General features: G+C 70.7%; 19 protein-coding genes and 1 pseudogene. 4 read left to right on the forward strand and 16 right to left on the reverse strand.

All coding sequences use genetic code 11. The features are described from left to right. Nucleotides 1-230 precede the first annotated feature (230 nt). The 10 genes and pseudogenes from tsaD to glmS form a co-directional block, all read right to left on the reverse strand. A complete protein-coding gene (gene tsaD / locus ASH02_RS12970) occupies nucleotides 231-1,274 on the reverse strand; it encodes a tRNA (adenosine(37)-N6)-threonylcarbamoyltransferase complex transferase subunit TsaD (RefSeq protein ID WP_056681638.1) in 1,044 nt (347 codons plus the stop codon). Beyond that, nucleotides 1,271-1,723, reverse strand: coding sequence for a ribosomal protein S18-alanine N-acetyltransferase (gene rimI / locus ASH02_RS12975; protein WP_056681639.1), 453 nt, complete (start codon nucleotides 1,721-1,723; stop codon nucleotides 1,271-1,273). Before rimI ends, tsaD begins: the two co-directional genes overlap by 4 nt. Further along, the gene (tsaB, locus tag ASH02_RS12980) at nucleotides 1,720-2,358 is read right to left on the reverse strand and encodes a tRNA (adenosine(37)-N6)-threonylcarbamoyltransferase complex dimerization subunit type 1 TsaB (RefSeq protein ID WP_056681640.1); all 639 of its coding nucleotides are present in this window, start codon (nucleotides 2,356-2,358) and stop codon (nucleotides 1,720-1,722) included. The genes rimI and tsaB overlap by 4 nt, the downstream gene beginning before the upstream one ends. Nucleotides 2,359-2,424: 66 nt before the next feature. After that, nucleotides 2,425-3,345: a tRNA (adenosine(37)-N6)-threonylcarbamoyltransferase complex ATPase subunit type 1 TsaE gene (gene tsaE, locus ASH02_RS12985; RefSeq protein WP_056681641.1), complete on the reverse strand. Its 921-nt coding sequence runs from the start codon at nucleotides 3,343-3,345 to the stop codon at nucleotides 2,425-2,427. Next, nucleotides 3,342-4,442 (reverse strand): alpha/beta fold hydrolase, encoded by a 1,101-nt coding sequence (locus ASH02_RS12990; protein ID WP_056681642.1) that lies wholly within the window; start codon nucleotides 4,440-4,442, stop codon nucleotides 3,342-3,344. The genes tsaE and ASH02_RS12990 overlap by 4 nt, the downstream gene beginning before the upstream one ends. Further along, complete coding sequence (gene alr, locus ASH02_RS12995) at nucleotides 4,429-5,595, reverse strand: alanine racemase (protein WP_056681643.1); 1,167 nt, start codon at nucleotides 5,593-5,595, stop codon at nucleotides 4,429-4,431. The genes ASH02_RS12990 and alr overlap by 14 nt, the downstream gene beginning before the upstream one ends. 37 nt (nucleotides 5,596-5,632) lie before the next feature. Continuing rightward, nucleotides 5,633-6,307 (reverse strand): lysophospholipid acyltransferase family protein, encoded by a 675-nt coding sequence (locus ASH02_RS13000; RefSeq protein WP_056681644.1) that lies wholly within the window; start codon nucleotides 6,305-6,307, stop codon nucleotides 5,633-5,635. Between the two features lie 9 nt (nucleotides 6,308-6,316). Beyond that, nucleotides 6,317-7,705, reverse strand: a complete 1,389-nt coding sequence (locus ASH02_RS13005) for an NAD(P)H-hydrate dehydratase (RefSeq protein ID WP_056681645.1) — start codon at nucleotides 7,703-7,705, stop codon at nucleotides 6,317-6,319. A 36-nt stretch (nucleotides 7,706-7,741) separates the two neighbouring features. After that, nucleotides 7,742-8,092, reverse strand: coding sequence for a holo-ACP synthase (locus tag ASH02_RS13010; protein ID WP_056681646.1), 351 nt, complete (start codon nucleotides 8,090-8,092; stop codon nucleotides 7,742-7,744). A gap of 86 nt (nucleotides 8,093-8,178) precedes the next feature. Beyond that, nucleotides 8,179-10,022: pseudogene (gene glmS / locus ASH02_RS13015) on the reverse strand (glutamine--fructose-6-phosphate transaminase (isomerizing)); the annotation flags it as partial. A gap of 56 nt (nucleotides 10,023-10,078) precedes the next feature. Here glmS and coaA point away from each other — a divergent pair. Then, on the forward strand, nucleotides 10,079-11,056 hold the full coding sequence (gene coaA, locus ASH02_RS13020; protein ID WP_082563808.1) for a type I pantothenate kinase: 978 nt from the start codon (nucleotides 10,079-10,081) through the stop codon (nucleotides 11,054-11,056). Between the two features lie 52 nt (nucleotides 11,057-11,108). Here the strand turns inward: coaA and ASH02_RS13025 are convergent, their stop codons facing one another. The 6 genes from ASH02_RS13025 to rplM all read right to left on the reverse strand — a co-directional run bounded on the left by ASH02_RS13025 (nucleotide 11,109) and on the right by rplM (nucleotide 16,449). Further along, the gene (locus ASH02_RS13025; RefSeq protein ID WP_056889999.1) at nucleotides 11,109-11,885 is read right to left on the reverse strand and encodes a hypothetical protein; all 777 of its coding nucleotides are present in this window, start codon (nucleotides 11,883-11,885) and stop codon (nucleotides 11,109-11,111) included. A 7-nt stretch (nucleotides 11,886-11,892) separates the two neighbouring features. Then, a complete protein-coding gene (locus tag ASH02_RS13030) occupies nucleotides 11,893-12,939 on the reverse strand; it encodes a GNAT family N-acetyltransferase (RefSeq protein ID WP_156409765.1) in 1,047 nt (348 codons plus the stop codon). Continuing rightward, nucleotides 12,936-13,940: a GNAT family N-acetyltransferase gene (locus ASH02_RS13035; protein ID WP_082620885.1), complete on the reverse strand. Its 1,005-nt coding sequence runs from the start codon at nucleotides 13,938-13,940 to the stop codon at nucleotides 12,936-12,938. Before ASH02_RS13035 ends, ASH02_RS13030 begins: the two co-directional genes overlap by 4 nt. Nucleotides 13,941-14,105: 165 nt before the next feature. Continuing rightward, nucleotides 14,106-15,455, reverse strand: a complete 1,350-nt coding sequence (gene glmM / locus ASH02_RS13040; protein ID WP_057294885.1) for a phosphoglucosamine mutase — start codon at nucleotides 15,453-15,455, stop codon at nucleotides 14,106-14,108. 20 nt (nucleotides 15,456-15,475) lie between these two features. Further along, nucleotides 15,476-15,985, reverse strand: a complete 510-nt coding sequence (rpsI, locus tag ASH02_RS13045; protein WP_056684904.1) for a 30S ribosomal protein S9 — start codon at nucleotides 15,983-15,985, stop codon at nucleotides 15,476-15,478. Nucleotides 15,986-16,005: 20 nt separating this feature from the next. After that, the gene (gene rplM, locus ASH02_RS13050) at nucleotides 16,006-16,449 is read right to left on the reverse strand and encodes a 50S ribosomal protein L13 (protein WP_056681660.1); all 444 of its coding nucleotides are present in this window, start codon (nucleotides 16,447-16,449) and stop codon (nucleotides 16,006-16,008) included. 356 nt (nucleotides 16,450-16,805) lie between these two features. Here rplM and ASH02_RS13055 point away from each other — a divergent pair, with 356 nt between their 5' ends. The 3 genes from ASH02_RS13055 to ASH02_RS13065 are packed head-to-tail and all read left to right on the forward strand — an operon-like array spanning nucleotide 16,806 to nucleotide 19,523. Then, nucleotides 16,806-18,125, forward strand: a complete 1,320-nt coding sequence (locus ASH02_RS13055) for a citrate synthase (RefSeq protein ID WP_082620886.1) — start codon at nucleotides 16,806-16,808, stop codon at nucleotides 18,123-18,125. 46 nt (nucleotides 18,126-18,171) lie between these two features. After that, the gene (locus tag ASH02_RS13060; protein WP_056681663.1) at nucleotides 18,172-18,984 is read left to right on the forward strand and encodes a ceramidase domain-containing protein; all 813 of its coding nucleotides are present in this window, start codon (nucleotides 18,172-18,174) and stop codon (nucleotides 18,982-18,984) included. Nucleotides 18,985-18,992: 8 nt separating this feature from the next. Beyond that, a complete protein-coding gene (locus ASH02_RS13065; protein ID WP_056681666.1) occupies nucleotides 18,993-19,523 on the forward strand; it encodes a DoxX family membrane protein in 531 nt (176 codons plus the stop codon). Nucleotides 19,524-19,535: the final 12 nt, after the last annotated feature.

Below are 19,535 nucleotides of genomic sequence, written 5' to 3' on the forward strand. Positions count from 1 at the left end.
ATACAAGCAGCACCGGCCCCACAGCACCACCAGCGCAAGCCCCGCCACCACAACACGGTGAACGGGGCTACCGCCACGCCCACACCCGCCCACACCAACTGCACTGTCCTGGCCGAGCAGCGTGGCCGGCATGGTGGCCCGCGACCGAGTGGTCTCGAGACGGCGCTGGCGCGCCTCCTCAACCACCGAGAAGGGCACGAAGCGGACGCGGCCTCCTCAACCAGCAGAAGTCAGACCAGGACCGTCGTGATCGGCTGGGAGGAGTCGGCGGGGAGGTCGAGGGCGGAGGGCGTGCGGCCCCGGGCGACCATCTCGGACCCGAGGGCGGCCACCATCGCGCCGTTGTCGGTGCACAGGCCGGGCCGCGGGACCCGCACCCTGATGCCCCGCGCCGCGGCGCGTTCTTCGGCCAGCACCCGGAGGCGTGAGTTCGCCGCGACCCCGCCGCCGATCAGGATGTCGTCGATCCCCTCGGAGACCGCGGCGTCGATCGCCTTACGGGTGAGCACGTCGCAGACCGCCTCCTGGAACGAGGCGGCGACGTCGTTGACCGGCACCGGCTCACCGGAGCGCTCGCGGGCCTCGACCCAGCGGGCGACCGCGGTCTTGAGCCCGGAGAACGAGAAGTCGAAACGGTGTCGCTCCAGGTCGCGTCGCGAGGTGAGGCCACGGGGGAAATCGACGTACACGCTGGAGCCCGAGGCGGCAGCGCGGTCGATGAACGGGCCGCCGGGGAACGGCAGGCCGAGCAGGCGGGCCACCTTGTCGAACGCCTCGCCGGCCGCGTCGTCGATGCTGGCGCCGAGGGGGTCGACGCCGGTGGTGATGTCGGCGACACGGAGCAGCGAGGAGTGACCGCCGCTGACCAGCATCGCGATGCACGGCTCGGGCAAGGGCCCGTGCTCCAGCTGGTCGACCGCGACGTGCGAGGCCAGGTGGTTGACGCCGTAGAGCGGCTTGCCGAGTCCGAGGGCCAACGACTTGGCGGCGGCCACGCCGACCAGCAGGGCGCCGGCCAGTCCGGGGCCGCTGGTGACCGCGATCGCGTCGACGTCGCGGAGTGCGATGCCGGCCGTCGTACAGGCACGCTCGATGGTCGGCACCATCGCCTCGAGGTGCGCCCGCGAGGCGACCTCGGGCACGACGCCACCGAAGCGGGCGTGCTCCTCCACGGACGAGGCGACCGCGTCGGCCAGCAGTGTGTGGCCGCGCACGATGCCGACGCCGGTCTCGTCGCAGGACGTCTCGATGCCAAGGACCAGGGGTTCGTTCATGAGGGGCTCCCGGACGGGCCGATCGACCGGAGCATCACGATCGCGTCGGAGCCGTCCTTGTAGTAGCGGGGTCGTACGTCGATCTGCTCGAAGCCCGACGCGGCATAGAAGGCCAGCGCCTCCGGGTTCACCGCGGACACCTCGAGCAGCATCCGGTCGGCGCCGTCGTCGTCGGCCGCGTCCAGCACGTGCTCGAGCAGTGCGGCGGCGATGCCCTCCCGCTGCCGCGACGGGTGTACGCCGATGCGCGCGAGGTCGACGAAGTCACCAGCCAGGGTCGTGATCGCATAGCCGACCGGCTCGTCGTCGTCCTCGAAGACCACGAACAACCGGCCGTCGCGCTCGAGGTCGTCGAGGAGGGAGTCCTCGTCCCACGCCTCGGCGCCGAACAGGTTCTCCTCGAGCTCGGCGACGGCAGCGCAGTCCGCGGCGAGCGCCGGCCGGATCACGAGACCCTCTTCGGCTTGCCGGGCATCACGGCGTCGGGTCTGCGCAGGTAGAGCGGCTCGGGGTCGAGCAGCTCGACGCGCTCGTCGGCGACTGCGACCGCGAGCCATCCGGCGCCGGGACGTTGCGGACCGACCGAGGTCGGGAAGCTCTCCGGATAGAGCGCGGCACCCTCGCCGACGACGGGCACTGCGGTGGCCACGTCGGAGGGCCGGCTCACCTGAGGTTCGTCGAGGCGCGCGCCCGACTCGTCGTACGGCGCCCAGTAGACCTCCTTGCGCCGGGCATCGGTGGCCACCACGAACGGCTGGTCCACCGCGCCGGCTGCGACCGCCTCGACGGCCAGCACGTCGAGCGAGCACACGCCGTACACCGGCACCTCGAGCACGAAACCGAGCGTGCGGGCGGTGACCAGCCCGACCCGCAACCCGGTGAAGGGTCCGGGCCCGACGCCGACGGCAATCGCGGTGACGTCCTGCCGCACCGCACCGGCCTGGGCCAGCACCGCCTCGATCAGCGGGGCCAGCTGCTCGCCGTGCTTCATCGACTGCTCCGAACGCAGCTCGGCCAGCACGTCGTCTCCCTCGGCGAGGGCGACGGTGACCTGGGGGGACGCGGTGTCGAAGGCGAGGAGCACGAGGACGAGGTTAACCGCGTGCCGGCGCGAGCGCGATCACGAGGGTCCCGCGCGCGACGAAGCCGCTCAGACCGGCCAGGCGATGTCGGCCCAGCGCAACCCCACCGGCTGTACGACGGCCTCGCGCACGTCGTGGTCCTCCAGCGACGAGACGTCACCGGTCGCCCGCAAGAGCGAGATCTCGAGGCGGTCGTCGGCCAGACCCTCCGCGACTCCGGCGCCCCACTCGACGACGGTGACCGCCTCGTCGAGGGACGTGTCGAGGTCGAGGTCGTCGAGCTCGTCGATCGAGCCGAGACGGTAGGCGTCGACGTGCACCAACGAGGGGCCGCCGACCAGCGAGGGGTGCACCCGCGCGATGACGAACGTCGGCGAGGTGACGCCGCCCCGCACCTCGAGCCCGGCCCCGAGGCCGCGGGTGAAGGTGGTCTTTCCGGCCCCCAGCTCGCCGGTCAGGATCACCAGGTCACCGGCCCGCATCAGCCCGGCGATCCGCTCACCGAACGCCGTCGCGTCCTCGGCGGTCGGCAGGGTGAACCTGCGTGGGAAGACCTTGACGAGGTGCAGGAACGCTCCTTCGCGGGCGCCGCGGACGAAGCCGTTGTGCTCCCAGAACGCGACGGAGGCGGGGAGCTCGACGCGGGCCACGACCCGCACCGACGTGCACCCGAGAGCCTCAGCGTGCTCCTCCGCGGCCCGCACCAGGTCTCCGGCGACGCCGGAGCCCTGGGCGCCGGGCACCACCCCGAATCGGCGCAGGGCCAAGGTTGGTCCCTCCCGGTCGAACAGCAGGGAGCCGACTGCCTTGTCGTCCTCGAGGGCCAGCAGGCCACCCTGGTCGGCGAGCGCCTTGCCGATCGACTCGACAGTCTCGGCCAGCGCACCTGCCGGCGGGTCGAGCGGTGGGCGAGCGCCGAACGCGGCGCGCACCACGGCGTACACGTCGCCCGCGGCCGCCTGGTCGACGGTCTCGATCCGCCGGCTCACGAGGGCTGCTCCCTTTCGTGCTCGAGCGCGGCCGCGAGCAGGTCGTCGAGCGCGGCGTTGACCTCGACGTGCCGCTCCATGATCACCATGTGCCCGGCGCCGTCGAACTCGACGAGGCGCGAGTGCGGCAGCAGCGAGTGCATCTTGCGGCTGTGCCCGATCGAGGTGAGCTTGTCGGCGGTGCCGCAGATGATCGTGGTCGGCACCCGTTCGAGCGCGTTCAGCACGGCGAACTTGTCGAGCGCGTCGAAGCTCGGGAAGAACTCCGCCAGCACCTCGAACGGCGTCCCGGAGAGCATCGAGTCGACGAACGTGACGTACTCCCCCGGCACGTCGCTGCCGAACGCGAAACGGTCGGTGGCCACGATCGCGAAGTCCTTGCCGAGGCGTCGTACGCCGTCGACCACGCGCGCACCACGAGCCAGCCCGGCGATCAGTCGCGTGGTCATCAGGCCGGCCACGCCGCGCGGCACCATCGGCAGCACGATGCGGTGCGGGCTCAGGCCACCGGCGGTCGTGGAGATCAGCGCGACCCCGGCGATCCGGTCGCCGAACAGCTCGGGGTGCGCCTCCGCCAGCGCCACGATCGACATGCCACCCATCGAGTGCCCGACCAGCACGACGCGGCCGTGGGGCACCACCTGGTCGAGCACCTCGCGTAGGTCCTGGGCGAGCTGCTCGATGGTCGCGTTCTTCGACGACGACCGTCCGGACCGGCCGTGTGAGCGCTGGTCGTAGTAGACCGCCCGGACCAGCCCGCGGTAGCCGGCCCGCTGGAAGTGCCAGCAGTCGAGGGTGAGCGCGTAGCCGTGCACGAAGACGACGGTGAGGTCGTCGTCAGCGAGCTCGCCGGCTCGACGGGCGCCCTCGGGGGCGGTGCACTCGTCGACCTCGACGTGGAGCGGTACGCCGTCGTCGGCGATGACGGTGACCGGTGCCGAGTGCAGGGAGCCGAGCTCGAGCGCATCGCCGACACCGCGGCGGGCGATGATGCGTCGCTGCCTGACCACGCGTACGGCGGTGCCCGCGACCGTGCCGGCCGCCGCGACACCCGCCACCCCGGCGGCGACCTGCAGGACCCGTCTACGCACGCTCATTCGGCGATCCTTCACTGTCGACGTGCACCCGCTGCAACCGGCCACCGACCCGCGTGACGATCTCGTAGTTGATGGTGCCCGCGGCCTCGGCCCAGTCCAGGGCGGTCGGTGCGCCGTCGTGCCCGGTGCCGAAGACCTCGACCCGGTCGCCGGCGTCGGCCGGTTCACCGGAGAGGTCGACCATGAACTGGTCCATGCAGATGGTGCCCCGGACCGGCCGCCGGCGTCCGGCGTACCACGCGTCGACCCGGTTGGAGGCGATGCGGGGCAGGCCCTCGGCGTAGCCGATCGGGACCAGTCCGATCGTGGTGTCGGCCTCCGCGGTCCACGTGTGGCCGTAGGAGACGGACTCACCGGCCGCGACCTTCTTGACCATCGCGAACCGCGCGCGCACGGTCATCGCCGGCACCAGTCCCAGGTCACCGGTGACGCCGGGCGCCGGGTCGAGGCCGTAGCTGGCGATACCGCAGCGCACCAGGTCGAAGTGGACGCTGGGGCGGAGCACGGCGGCCGCACTGTTGGCCAGGTGACGCACCTCCGGCGTCAGGCCGGCCGCGTCGACCACCGCCAGCGCGTCACGGAAGACTCTCTCCTGGCTGTCGTTCGCGGGGTGCTCCGGCTCGTCGCTGCAGGCCAGGTGTGACCAGATGCCGGTGATCCGCACGTGCCCGCGCTCCTCGGCCGCGCGGGCCTCGGCGGTGAGCGCAGGCCAGTCGGCCGGCAGGCAGCCACCGCGCGAGAGGCCGGTGTCGACCTTGAGCTGCACACGAGCGGTCGTACCGAGATCGCGGGCCGCGGCCTCGATCTCGGCCAGCTCGGCCAGGGAGTACGCCGTGACGTCGATGTCGCGGGTGATCGCGGCCGCCCAGTCCTCACCGGGCACGGTCAGCCAGCACAGCAGTCGTCCGGAGTCGCCGCCGGCGCGCACCGCCACGGCCTCGTCGATGGTGGCCGCGCCCAGCCAGTCGGCGCCGCCCTCGCGGGCCGCCCGGGCGGCCTCGTGGACGCCGTGTCCGTAGCCGTCGGCCTTGACCACCGTCATCATCAGCGGTCCGGAGCCGGTCGAGCCCTTCACGATCTCCCGCAAGCGCCGGACGTTGTGCCGGATCGCCGCAACGTCGACCACGATCTCGGCGCGCGCACCTTCAGTCATGGCCGCGATTCTGTCAGGCCGAGTGCCCGGACGAACGTCAGGACTCGTCCTCGACCGGACGGTCGTTGTACTGCCCCGCCAGTTCCTGGCCGCTCAGCTGCGCGATGGCAGCCATGATCTCGTCGGTCGCCGTACGACGGGCGCGGCCGGCCGGCACGTCGTCGAAGCGGCCGGTGAAGTCGAGCGGTTCGCCGATCGCGACACGCACCTTGGCCAGCCGCGGCAGGCGTGAGCCGACCGGCTGGAGCTCCGCGGTGCCCTGCAGCCCGACGGGCACGACCGGCACGCCCGCGGTCAGCGCGAGGTGGGCCACGCCGGTGCGTCCGCGGTAGAGCCGCCCGTCGCGCGACCGGGTGCCCTCGGGATAGATGCCGAACGCCTCGCCCTTGCCGAGGACCTTGAGCGCCGTGTCGAGGGAGGTGAGCGCTGCCTGCGCGTCGTCACGGTCGACCGGCAGCATGCCGAGGCCCTCGAACCAGGCCTTGGACAGCGCGCCCTTGATGCCCGACCCGGTGAAGTAGTCGGACTTGGCCAGGAAGACCACCTTGCGCGGCGCCACGATCGGGATCACGAGGCTGTCCGCGAACGAGAGATGGTTGCTGGCGACGATCACCCCACCGGAGGCGGGGATGTTCTCGAGGCCGGTGATCTCCGGGCGCCACACGGCTCGTGCCACGGGCGGGACGACGGCGTGCAGCGCGGTGTAGAGCATGGGGTCAACCTAGTCATGCTCCGTGCACACCATGTGAACGATCTCAGGAATGCCCCTGGCGACGTCACCGGCCACGATCGGCCCACCGTCGGAGGCCAGGGTCGCTGCCGCACCGTGCAGCCAGGACCCGACCGATGCCGCGTCGAAGGGGTCGAGGCCCGAGGCGAGCAGCGCGCCGGTCAGCCCGCCCAGCACGTCGCCGGCCCCGGCGGTGGCCAGCCAGGGCAGCCCGGTGGTGGTCACCCGGACCCGTCCGTCGGGGCGTGCGACGAGCGTGTGGCGCCCCTTCAGCACGCACACCGCTCCCCACCGCTCGGCGGCGGCGCGGGCCCAGTGGAGCTGCCGGTCCTCGACCTCGGCGCGGTCGATGCCCAGCATCCTGGCCAGCTCGCCGGCGTGCGGAGTGAGCACGACGCCCTCCGGCAGGTCGGCGGGCAGGTCCACCAGTGCGTCGGCGTCCAGCACCACCGGTACGCCGTCACACAGTGCGGCTGCTCGCTCGTCGACCGCGTCGGCACCGCCACCGGAGCCGACCACCCAGGCCTGCACGCGTCCGGCTCCCACGAGCACCTCGGGGTGAGCCGCGAGGACCTGTTCGGCGACCTCGAGGGGACCGACGTAGCGGACCATGCCGGCCAGCCCGCACGAGGCGCCCGCAGCGCTCAGCAGTCCGGCACCCGCGAAGGCCTCACCGGTGCGCAGGCCGACGACCCCGCGGGTGTACTTGTGGGCGTCCGGTCCGGGGCGGGGCACGAGTCGCGCGATGTCGGCGGGCTGGAGCGACTCGACACCGGCCTCCGGCAGGTCGAGTCCGAGGTCGACCAGGGCCACGGTGCCGCAGGCGAGAGCGGCCGGGTCGACGAGGTGCGCGACCTTGTGTGTGCCGAAGGTCACGGTCACGTCGGCCACGACATGGGGTCCGGGTGTCTCGCCGGTGTCGACGTCCACGCCGCTGGGCACGTCGACGGCGACCACGGGCACGCCGTCGTACGCCGCCAGCTCGGCGACCGCCTCGGGACGCAGGCCCGGGCGTCCTCCGATGCCGACGATGCCGTCGACCAGCACGTCGGGACGGGCGCCACCGCCCGGCTCCCGGACCAGGCCACCGGCCCTGCGCAGGGTGGCCAGCCCGGCCTCGTGGACGCGCGTGGAGAGCAGCACCGCCTCGACCGCGCAGCCGCGGCGGGCCAGCATCGCACCGGCGTACAACGCGTCGCCACCGTTGTCGCCCGAGCCGACCAGCAGCAGGACGTGTCGCCCGTAGGCGCCGCCGAGCAGGTCGATGACGGCGGTGGCCAAGCCGGCCGCGGCACGCGCCATCAGCGCGCCCTCGGGCAGGCGTGCCATCAGTGCCGCCTCGGCCGCCCGGACCTGCTCCACGGTGTGTGCTCCACGCATGGAGCCCAACGTACCTACACCGACGAGAGGGCCGCGTCAGCCCTCGAGTACGACGAACGCCGACGCGATGCCACCGTCGTGGCTCAGCGAGAGGTGCACCGACGACGCACCGAGTGCGTCGGCCGCGGCCCTCACGGTGCCCCGCAGCTCGAACCTCGGTCGGCCGGAGGTCTCGGAGATCACCTCGGCGTCGTGCCAGGCCAGTCCCGCCGGGGCACCCAGCGACTTGGCCATCGCCTCCTTGGCCGCGAACCGGGCGGCCAGGGACTGCGGGTGGAGCGATGCCTCCGCGGGGGTGAAGAGCTTGTGGCGCAGCGCCGGCGTGCGTTCGAGGGAGGCGATGAAGCGCTCGATCTCGACCACGTCGATGCCGACCCCGACGATCACCGGGTGTCCTCGGGTGGGGTGGTCATCGGGGTCCCCGCGGGAAGGCAAGCGAAGCGCGTTCTCGTGGGGTGATTCATCGGGGTCCNCATTCGACGGTGACGGACTTGGCCAGGTTGCGGGGCTGGTCGACGTCGTGGCCCATCAGGGTGGCCAGCTCGCAGGCGAACAGCTGAAGCGGCACGACCGCGACCAACGGCTGGAGCAGCGTGGGCACCTTGGGCAGCGGGATGATCTCGTCGGCGTACTTCGCGACCGACTGGTCGTCCTCCTCCGCGAGCACGATCGTGCGGGCGCCGCGGGCCCGGATCTCCTGGATCGCGCTGACCATCTTGTCGTGCAGCTGGTCGCGGCCGCGGGGCGGCAGCACGCAGAAGACCGGCAGTCCGGGCTCGATCAACGCGATCGGGCCGTGCTTGAGCTCGCCCGCGGCGAAGCCCTCGGCGTGGATGTAGGCCAGCTCCTTCAGCTTGAGCGCACCTTCCATGGCCACCGGGTAGCCGGCGTGACGGCCCAGGAACAGCACCGCCTTGGAGTCCTTGAGCGTGGCAGCCAGCGCGTAGACCTGGTCGGCACGGTCGAGCACCTGCTGGATCTGCGCGGGGATCTGCTGCAGGTCGCGCACGACCGAGGCGATCTCGTCACCGAACTTCGTGCCCCGAAGTTGCGCGAGGTAGAGGCCGAGCAGGTAGCAGGCCACCATCTGGGTCAGGAAGCCCTTGGTCGAGGCAACCCCGATCTCGGGTCCGGCGTGGGTGTAGATGACCGCGTCGGACTCACGCGGGATCGTGGCGCCGTTGGTGTTGCAGATCGCCAGCACCTTGCCGCCCTGGGCGCGGGCGTGCCTGATCGCCATCAGGGTGTCGGCGGTCTCGCCCGACTGGCTGATCGCGACGACGAGCGTGTTGCGGGTCAGGATCGGGTCGCGGTAGCGGAACTCGTGGGCCAGCTCGACCTCGACCGGGATGCGGGTCCAGTGCTCGATGGCGTACTTGGCCACCTGACCGGCGTACGCCGCAGTGCCGCAGCCCACCACGATGATGCGGTCGATGTCGCGCAGCGCCTCGTCGTCGATGCGCACCTCGTCGAGCATGAGCTGGCCGTCCTCGGTGTGGCGGCCGAGCATCGCGTCGTACACCGACTCGGGCTGCTCGAGGATCTCCTTGCGCATGAACCAGTCGTGGCCGTCCTTCTCGGCGGCCGCGAGGTCCCAGTCGACGTGGTAGCGACGACCCTCGGCGGGCGAGCCGTCGAAGCCGGTCACCTCGACGCCCTCACGGGTGATCGTGACGACCTGGTCCTGGCCGAGCTCGAGCGCCTCGCGGGTGTGCTCGATGAACGCCGCGACGTCGGAGCCGAGGAAGTTCTCTCCCTCGCCCAGCCCGACCACGAGCGGGGAGTTGCGGCGGGCGGCGACCACGCGGTCGGGGTCCTGGCCGTCGACGGCGACGAGTGTGAAGGCGCCCTTGAGGCGTCGGCACACCTGCTGCATGGCCACGGTGAGGTTGACGCCGGTGGCCAGCTCGCGCTCGAGCAGGTGGGCGGCCACCTCGGTGTCGGTCTCGGAGACCAGGGTGTGGCCCTCCGACTCGAGCTCGTCACGCAGCTCGGAGAAGTTCTCGATGATGCCGTTGTGAACCAGTGCCAACCGCGACTCCTGGCCCAGGTGCGGGTGCGCGTTGGTGTCGTTGGGGGCACCGTGGGTCGCCCAGCGGGTGTGGCCGATGCCGGTCGACGAGGTCGGGAGCGGGGCCTCGGCGATCGCCTTGTCCAGGTTGGCCAGCTTGCCGGCGCGCTTGTCGGAGGCGATCGCTCCCTCATGCACCAGCGCGATGCCTGCGGAGTCGTAGCCCCGGTATTCGAGTCGACGCAGCCCCTCGATCACTACCTGCTGAGCCTGCTTGCTGCCGACGTACCCAACGATTCCACACATGGCGGGAAGTGTATCCGCCCGAAGCAGTGGTCCTTCCCCCTGCAACAATGCTTGGCATGTCCTCACCGGCAGGCTCCGAGAGCCGCGAGCAGGCGCGCGAGACCTCGCCGTACGTCGAACTCGACCGCGCCGCCTGGGCCGCGTTGGCCGAGCACACCGAGCAACCCCTCTCCCCCGAGGAGATCGACCGGGTCAGGGGCCTCGGCGACGAGCTCGACCTCGACGAGGTGCAACAGGTCTACCTGCCGCTCTCCCGGCTGCTGAGCATGTACGTCGAAGCGGCCGGCAAGCTCCACCGGAGCCAGCAGGAGTTCCTGGCCCGGCCGACGCCACCGCGCACGCCGTTCGTGATCGGGCTGGCCGGGTCGGTGGCCGTGGGCAAGTCCACCACTGCTCGCGTGCTGCAGCAGATGCTGGCCCACTGGCCCGAGCACCCGTCGGTCGCGCTGGTCACCACCGACGGCTTCCTGATGCCCAACGCCGAGCTCCAGCGCCGCGGACTGTTGTTGCGCAAGGGCTTTCCGGAGTCCTACGACCGCAAGGCGCTGCTCCGCTTCGTGGTCGACATCAAGTCCGGCAAGGACGAGGTCGAGGCACCGATCTACTCACACCTGACCTACGACGTGGTGCCCGACGAGAAGATCGTGATCCGGCATCCCGACATCGTGATCATCGAGGGCCTCAACGTCCTCCAGCCGGCCCGGGTCCGTGACGACGGCCGCACCGGCCTTGCGGTCAGCGACTTCTTCGACTTCAGCGTGTTCGTCGACGCCGCGACCACCGACATCCGGCACTGGTACATCCAGCGGTTCCAGCGGTTGCGCGAGACCGCGTTCCGCGACCCCGAGTCCTACTTCACCCGCTACGCCAGCCTGACGGAGTACGAAGCGGTCGCCGAGGCGACCCGCATCTGGGAGAGCATCAACGGGCCCAACCTGGTGCAGAACGTGTTGCCGACCCGTTCGCGGGCGACGTTGGTGCTGCGCAAGGACGCGGACCACTCTGTGCGCTACGTGCGGCTCCGCAAGCTCTGACCCGCACTGGTCCACTCTGCCCTGCACTGGCCCGCGCCGGCCTGCTCGACGCTCAGTCCTCGAGCGACTGGCCGATCGCCCTCCACTGCGTGTCGGTGATCCCGACCGCCGAGACGTAGCGCGCCTGCACGAGCGTCTTGGCGCCCTCGGAGGTGTCGATCGTGGTGACCGAGACCTGCGCCTTGGTCGGCAGGCAGACCCCGCTGAAGATGCTCATGTCGATGTCGATCGACGCTCGGGCGGCCGTCGTGCCGTCGTCGAGGGTGACCTCCTTGGCCACCGCTCGGGTCATCGTGCCGGTGGTCCCGTTGGCGTTGGTGCCGTAGCCGCGTGCCCAGCCGCGCGCGGCGTCCTCCGCGATGGTCTTCAGGTCGCCCGAGGGGACGGTGTCGGCCAGCACGGTCCAACCGCCCGGGACCCGTTCGCCGCCGTCCTTGCACCTGTTGCCGTAGTAGTTGGCCAACGCGTGACCACTCACGTAGGCCTTGCCGCTCTTGTCGGTGAAGCTGACCGCGTAGTCGGAGGCGAAAGGTTTCCAGCTGGTGGGCGGCAATCGGTAGCTGGCCACCTCACCGGAGTCGCCGGGCATGCCGTTGACGACCTTCCAGCCGGTGTAGTCGAAGCCCGGGTCCTCGGTGGTGCTCGTCTCGGACGGCCCCGTCCCGGACTCCGTCGGGTCGCCCTTGCCGCGGACCAGGGTGCCCGAGCCGTCGGGGTCGTCACCCTGGCCGGCCGCGACACCCGCGGTGATCCCCGCGCCCAGGGTGGTCAGGACGCTCACGACAGCAAGCGCCAACGCTGCCTGGCGCAGGCCTCCCCGTTCGTTCATGACTCCATCATGACGCACCGGGATTCTTCTGAAACTCCCCCAGTCGTTCGACCGGGCGGAAGCCCAGCAGGTCGTTGACCGCCACCATGTGGTCGTTCACCTCCGCGTTCCAGGTGCGTACGACGCCCAGGTCGGGGCGTTCACGTTGCAGGGACACGAGGTTGCGCGCCTTGAGCGCCAGGCCGAGCCGGTGGCCGCGATGCGCCGACCAGACCAGGGTGCCCCACTGGTAGCCGCGGCCGCGGTCGTGGGCGCTGGCGACGATGTCGGTGTAGCCGGCCAGTGTGCCGTCGTCGGCGATGGCGACCGTGCCGTAGCGGGTGCGCCCCTGACGCTCGAGGACCTCCTGCTCCGCACGGAAGGCATCGACGTCGACGTGACTCGACTCGAGGACGAGGTCACCGGTGGGCGCCTCGGTCATCAGCGCTCCGCACAGGGCGGCGTACTCGGCGAGGAGCTCCTCGGGGATCTGCCCGGCGAACGAGCGGAAGGTGTACGACGCGTGGCTCGGCGCAGCTGAATCGACGAGTGCATGCAGGTCGTCCTCGGGGACCGGCAGGTCGAGGATGCGCTGCACGTCACCGATGCCGAAGGTGAACCCGCGGTGCCGCAGGAAGTCGGCGTACGGGTGTCCGGAGCCGTCCTGGGGCGCGTCGATCGGGTAGCTGCACTCGGCGAGCAAGCGGGTGCGGCCGGCCGCCCGGGCCTGCTCCTCGAGGACCGCCAGCATGGCCGAGCCGTGCCCGTGGGTGCGATGGGCCGGCTCGGTGAAGACCTCCACCATGGCGAGGTCGCGGTTGTCGTGGTGGGTCAGCCTGAGCTTTCCGGCGACCACCGTGCGGCCCTCCAGCAGCCCCGACCACCACGCGCTCTCCTGGTGCTCCTGCACCGCCTGTCCCTGGGCCCGCAGCTCGGCCAGCGTCCAGGTGGCGGCCAGCTCCTCGCGTCCGTGTGCGTCGGCGGCGGCGTACGTCGCGTACCAGGCCTCGAAGGCCTCGTCGTCGAACGGGTCGACCCGGACGATCTCGCAGCTCATGCCCTTCCCTTCCGTCATGCCAGACGCTTCTGCACGTCGAGGCAACGCTCCACCACGCGATAGCCCATGCGCTCGTTGACCGCGTTCATCGGCGCGTTGACCCCGGCGTTGCCGGTCTCGATGAACTCGCACTCGGGGAAGAGCTCCCTCACCCGCCCGTGCGTGAGCAGCTTCATCGCCAGGCCCAGCCGATGGCCCCGGTGTTCGGGGACCACCAGCGTGCCGCCGACCCCAGCGTGCCGTGGGTCGGCCCGGCTCAGGCGTACGTCGGAGAACCCGCAGACCCCACCGGCCGGGGTCAGGGCCAGCGCCGTGACGTTGACCCGGCCGGCCTCGACGCGTTCGCGCTCGCCGAGACGGATGCGCTCGGGAGTCCACTGGGCGTCCTCGAGGTCGAGGTCACCGGACGGAATGGCACCGATGAAGACCGAGAGCACGTCGGCGAACCCCTCGACGTGCGCCTCGGGGCACGGGCCGTCGAAGACGATGCAGGAGTAGCCGTCGAGTCCGGCGTCCGCCTCGTCCTGCAGGGAACCCCACGACTCTGTCGCGGTGGCCAGGTCGACCAGCTTGGTCTCCTCGGCGCTGCCCACGGGGTATCCGCGCGCGGCGGCGAAGAGCGAGCCCGGGCTCTCCCCGTCGACCGGGGCGAAGGCACTCGAGATGATCGAGGTGCGGCCGCTGCGGCGTACCCGCTCCTCGGCCTCGTCGAGCAGCTGCGTGCCGAACCCGCGCCGGCGCTGTGCCGGGTCGACGTACACGGTGACCTCGGCGAGGTGGGTGTTGTCGAGGAGGAACTCCACGACCAGTGCCGTGCCCACTGCGGCGCCCGCGTCGAAGGCGGTGAGCAGGGTGATCGCGGAGTCGGTGCGCGGGAACGGCAGCGCCACCCGCGAGACCTCCCACGCCGGCCATGCGTCGAAGGGCCGCTCCGCGCTGGCCGCGTGCCCGACCTCCCACCAGGTGCGCAGCGCGGCCTCGTCATGGACGTCGATCTCGCGGATCTCCAAGTCACTCACGGGGCGACCCTAGGCACTGGGGCAGGCCGGGGCGACCCGTTTTCGTCCCACCCCGCCGCGAGTAACGCGGGGTTACGGTCGCTCCACACGCGTCACGCCACGGGCGAACCGACCACAGCACCGCACAAGTGCGGCCCCGTATCCGTTACCCGTACCCGCGCTCGGTCAGAGCGACAGGCGCTCGCGCACGACGGCGGCGAGCTGCTCGGCCACCGAGGCGGCCTGTTCCTCGGTCGGGGCCTCGACCATCACCCGCACCAGCGCCTCGGTGCCCGAGGGGCGCAGCAGCACCCGACCGGTGTCGGCCAGCTCGGCCTCGGCCTCGGCGACCGCCGCAGCGAGTACGGCGTCCTCGTCGGCCCGCGACTTGTCGACGCCGGGGACGTTGATCAGCACCTGCGGCAGCCGGGTCATCACCGCGGCCAGCTCGGCCAGGGAGGACCCGGTCGAGGCCATCCGCTCCAGCACGTGGAGTGCGGTGAGGATGCCGTCGCCGGTGGTGGCGTGCTCGCTCATGATCACGTGGCCCGACTGCTCGCCGCCGAGACCGTAGCGGCCGGCCTTCATGGCCTCGAGCACGTAGCGGTCGCCGACCTTGGTCTGGCGCACCTTCACCGAGTTGGCCTTCATGGCCTGCACGAAGCCGAGGTTGCTCATCACCGTGGCGACCACGACGTCATTGGGCAGCCGACCGGCGTCGCGCATGGAGAGCGCGAGTACGGCGAGGAGCTGGTCGCCGTCGACGACCTCGCCCGAGGCATCGACGGCGAGGCAGCGGTCGGCGTCGCCGTCGAGGGCGAAGCCGACGTCGGCGCCGTCCTTGATCACGGCCTTGCGAAGGGACTCCAGGTGGGTCGACCCGCAGTCGTCGTTGATGTTGAGCCCGTCGGGCTGGGCGTGGATCGCGGTGACGTCGGCCCCGGCGTCCGCGAGCGCCTTGGGCCCGGCGTCGGCGGCCGCACCTTCGGCGCAGTCGAGCACCACGCGCAGTCCGGTGAGCGGACGGGTCGTCGTACGGACCAGGTGGGCGCAGTAGTCGTCGACCGCCGCGTCGTACGTCGCCACGCGGCCGACGTCGCCACCGGTGGGACGGTCCCAGGGCTCACCCAGGCGCTGCTCGATCGCGTTCTCGATCGCGTCGTCGAGCTTTACCCCGCCCCGGGCCAGGAACTTGATGCCGTTGTCGGGCATGGGGTTGTGCGAGGCGCTGAGCATCACGCCCAGGTCGGCCTCGAGCGCACCGGTCAGGTAGGCCACGCCCGGTGTCGGCAGCACGCCGAGCAGGAGGACGTCGACCCCGGCAGAGGCCAGACCGGCCACGACGGCAGCCTCGAGGAACTGCCCGGAAATGCGCGTGTCCCGACCCACCACGGCGACGGGGCGGTGCCCCGCGAACTCGCCGCGGTCGGCCAGGACATGTGCAGCAGCCACGGAGAGGTCCAGGGCCAGCTCTGCGGTCAGTTGACCGTTCGCCAGACCCCGGACCCCGTCCGTGCCAAACAGTTTCTGCGGCATGGACCCAGAAACCTGCGCGATCAGCGCTTGGAGAACTGCGGTGCCTTGCGGGCCTTCTTGAGACCGGCCTTCTTGCGCTCGATGACGCGCGCGTCGCGGGTCAGCAGCCCGGCCTTCTTGAGCGACGGGCGGTTCGCCTCGACGTCGATGGCGTTCAGGGCACGGGCCACGCCGAGACGCAGGGCGCCGGCCTGGCCGGTGATGCCACCACCGTGGATGCGGGCGATGACGTCGAAGCGGCCCTCGAGCTGGAGGTTCGCGAACGGCTCGTTGACAACCTGCTGGTGCAGCTTGTTCGGGAAGTACGAGTCGAGGTCGCGGCCGTTGACGGTCCACTGGCCGGTGCCGGGGACGAGGCGGACGCGGGCGACGGCCTCCTTGCGGCGGCCGGTGGCGTTCGCGGGCGCGATGGTCGCGGGACGCAGCGGGGCGTCGGCGGACGGGGCGGACTCCGAGGAGTACGCGACGCCGTCTTCGTTGGTCTCGAAGGTCTCTTCGACCTCGGCGGTCTCAGCCTGGTTCTCAGTCACGTTGATGTCCTTGTCTGCAATCACTGGGAGATCTGCGTGATCTCGAACGGCTTGGCCTGCTGGGCCGCGTGCGGGTGCTCGGGTCCGGAGTAGACCTTGAGCTTCTTCAGCATCTGGCGGCCGAGGCGGTTCTTGGGGAGCATGCCCCAGACCGCGTTCTCGATGGCCTTGCGGGCGTCCTTCTCGAGGAGGTCACCGATCGGCGTGGTGCTCAGGCCGCCCGGGAAACCGGAGTGGCGGTAGACCATCTTGTCGGTCTTCTTCTTGCCCGACAGGGCGACCTTCTCCGCGTTGACGACGATGACGAAGTCACCCATGTCCATGTGCGGGGCGAAGTTCGCCTTGTGCTTGCCGCGGAGCAGCGTCGCGGCCTGGACGGCGAGGCGGCCGAGGACAACGTCCTGGGCGTCGATGACAAGCCATTCGCGCTGGATGTCAGCGGGCTTGGGGCTGTACGTACGCACGTATGTAGCCTTTTCGTTCGTTGGGCCCGGGCAGAGGTCCTGACCGGGTGGTGACGCAGCGCTTCTGACGAACTCTGCCCGGTTCCATTTCGTCCGGGTCTGCACCCGTGCGGGCGCGGCAGGAGACGCGACTGTCAAGAATAGGTGGCGCGCTCCCCCACGGTCAAAACGGGCGAACCCACCCGATCGTGGCCAGTGCCCGTCGTACGACGCACGGCGTACCGGCGCGGCTTGCTACTCACGGGTCACGACCACGATGAGGGACGCCGCGTTCGCGTCATCGACACGGACGGAATAGGTTGGCATCCGACACATATACGAGAGTGAACGACACTCTTTCACCGACAGGAGCCGACGTGACCGACGTACCGGCCGTCACTGCCAACGAGGCAGGCTCGCTCACCGTTCGAGACAACCGCACGGGCAGCGAGTACGAAGTACCCATCACCGACGGCACCATCAAGGCCGCCGACCTGGGCAAGATTCGCGTTTCCGAGGAAGCACCCGGCCTGGCGGTCTATGACCCCGGCTTCGTCAACACCGCATCGTGCCGCAGCGCGGTCACGTTCATCGACGGCGACAAGGGCATCCTCGAGTACCGCGGCTACCCGATCGAGCAGTTGGCCGAGAAGTCCAACTTCCTCGAGGTTGCCTACCTGCTCATCCACGGCGAGCTGCCGACCAAGGAGCAGTACGACAACTGGGAACACGAGATCACCTACCACACGTTCGTGCACGAGAACGTGAAGACCTTCATGCAGGGCTTCAGGTACGACGCCCACCCGATGGGCATGATGATGGCCTCGGTCGGTGCCCTCTCGACGTTCTACCCCGACGCGCGCAACATCGGCGACCCGGACAACCGGCACATGCAGATGGTGCGCATGATCGCCAAGATGCCGACGCTCGGCGCCTGGTCGTTCCGCCACGCACAGGGCAAGCCCTACATCTACCCTGACAACGACCTCGGCTACACCGCCAACTTCCTCTCCATGCTGTTCAAGATGAGCGAGAAGAAGTTCGAGGCCGACCCGCGCCTGGTCAAGGCCCTCGACGTGCTGTTCATCCTGCACGCCGACCACGAGCAGAACTGCTCGACCAACGCGGTCCGCTCGGTCGGTTCCAGCCAGGTCGACCCCTACTCGGCGGTGGCTGCCGGCGTCGGCGCCCTCTACGGCCCGCTGCACGGTGGCGCCAACGAGGCCGTGCTGCGCATGCTTCGGCGCATCGGCAAGAAGGAGAACATCCCCGCGTTCATCGAGGGTGTGAAGGCCGGCAACGAGAAGCTGATGGGCTTCGGCCACCGGGTCTACAAGAACTTCGACCCGCGCGCCACGATCATCAAGAAGGCCTGCGACGACGTCTTCGAGGTCACCGGGGTCAACCCGCTCCTCGAGATCGCCAAGGAGCTGGAGAAGATCGCGCTCGAGGACGAGTACTTCGTCAAGCGCAAGCTCTACCCGAACGTCGACTTCTACTCCGGCCTGATCTACGAGGCCTTCCAGTTCCCGCCCGAGATGTTCACCGTGCTGTTCGCCATCGGCCGTACGCCGGGCTGGCTGGCCCAGTGGCTCGAGCTGGTCCAGGACAAGGAACAGAAGATCGCGCGTCCGAAGCAGATCTACACCGGCGACCGCCAGCTGGACTTCGTGCCGGCTTCCGAGCGCTGGAAGTGAGCTGACCCAGCACCTCGACCCGGGCCCCGGACGCCGGCTTCACGCCGTGCGTCCGGGGCCCGTGGTCTGTGCCGGGGTGGTGGCCGTCGCCGGTGTGGGGCTCCTGCTCCTGGCGGCGTACGACGGGTGGCTGGGCGCCGACGTCGGCCGCGGCGACACGTTCTGCGAGGCCGCCCGCGGCGGGTTCATCAAGCAGCCGGCCAACACGTGGAGCAACCTCGGGTTCGTGGCCGCCGGACTGGCCATCGCCTGGTCGTTGCTGCGCCACAGCCCGACCCGCGGCGCCCTGGGCCGGCACCGGTCACTCGCCCCCGCGTTCGCAGTCCTGGTCGTGCTCCTCGGGCCGGCCAGCATGGCCAAGCACGCCACGCAGTCCAGCCTCGGTGGCCACCTCGACATGGCGAGCATGTACCTCGTGGCCTCGTTCATCGCCGGCTACGCGCTGATGCGGCTCCTCGACCGTGGGCCGGTCTTCCTGGCGGTCATCTTCGTCGTCTTCGTCGCCGCGTGTGAGATCGCCGGGCTGTGGAGCCGTGAGATCCCGGTCGTGATGTACGCCGGCAACGTCGCGTTCGGCTTCCTCCTCGTGGTCGGCCTGGCCATCGAGGCAGTCCTGGTCCGCCGCGGTCTCTTCCCTCACGCGCGGTGGGCCTGGGCCGCGGTGGCCTGCATGGTGGTCGCCTTCACGATCTGGAACCTCACGGCGTCGGGCACCGGCCTCTGCTCGCCCGACTCGCTGCTGCAGGGTCACGCCGTCTGGCACGTGCTGTGCGCGGCGTCGGCGTACTGCCTCTATCGCCACTACGCGACCGAAATCGACCGGGACCCGACTCCCGCCCGACTTGGCGGTCGGGTATGAATGGAGGCATGACTCTCGTGCGACTGATCGCCCGTCCGCTCCTCGCGACCACGTTCTTCTTCGGCGCCACCAACGCCCTGAAGAACTCCGACGTGCTGGCCGCCAAGGCCGCCAAGGTCACCGACCGGGTCGTCCCGCTCGCCCAGCGCGTCGCGCCGGGTGCGCCGGTGCCGTCGAACCCGCAGACGCTCGTGCGCCTCAACGCCGGCGTGCAGATCGCGGCCGCCGCGGCCCTGGCCCTCGGCAAGGCGCCGCGTCTGTCCTCCACGGTGCTGGCCGCGAGCCTCGTGCCGACCACCGTCGCCGGTCACCCCTTCTGGGAGGAGACCGACCCCGCCGCGAAGAACATGCAACGGCTCCAGTTCTTCAAGAACGCCGGCGTGCTCGGCGGCCTGCTGCTGGCCGGCGTCGACACCGAGGGCAAGCCGGGCGTGGCCTGGCGCGCCCGCCACGCCGCCACCTCCGCCCGCAAGGACGCACGCCGCCTCGCCAAGGACGTACGCCGCGAGGCGAAGCTGGCCAAGGCCCAGCTCTCCTGATCCCGGTCCGCC

This window comes from Nocardioides sp. Soil796, assembly GCF_001429525.1.
Taxonomy (GTDB): Bacteria; Actinomycetota; Actinomycetes; order Propionibacteriales; family Nocardioidaceae; genus Nocardioides.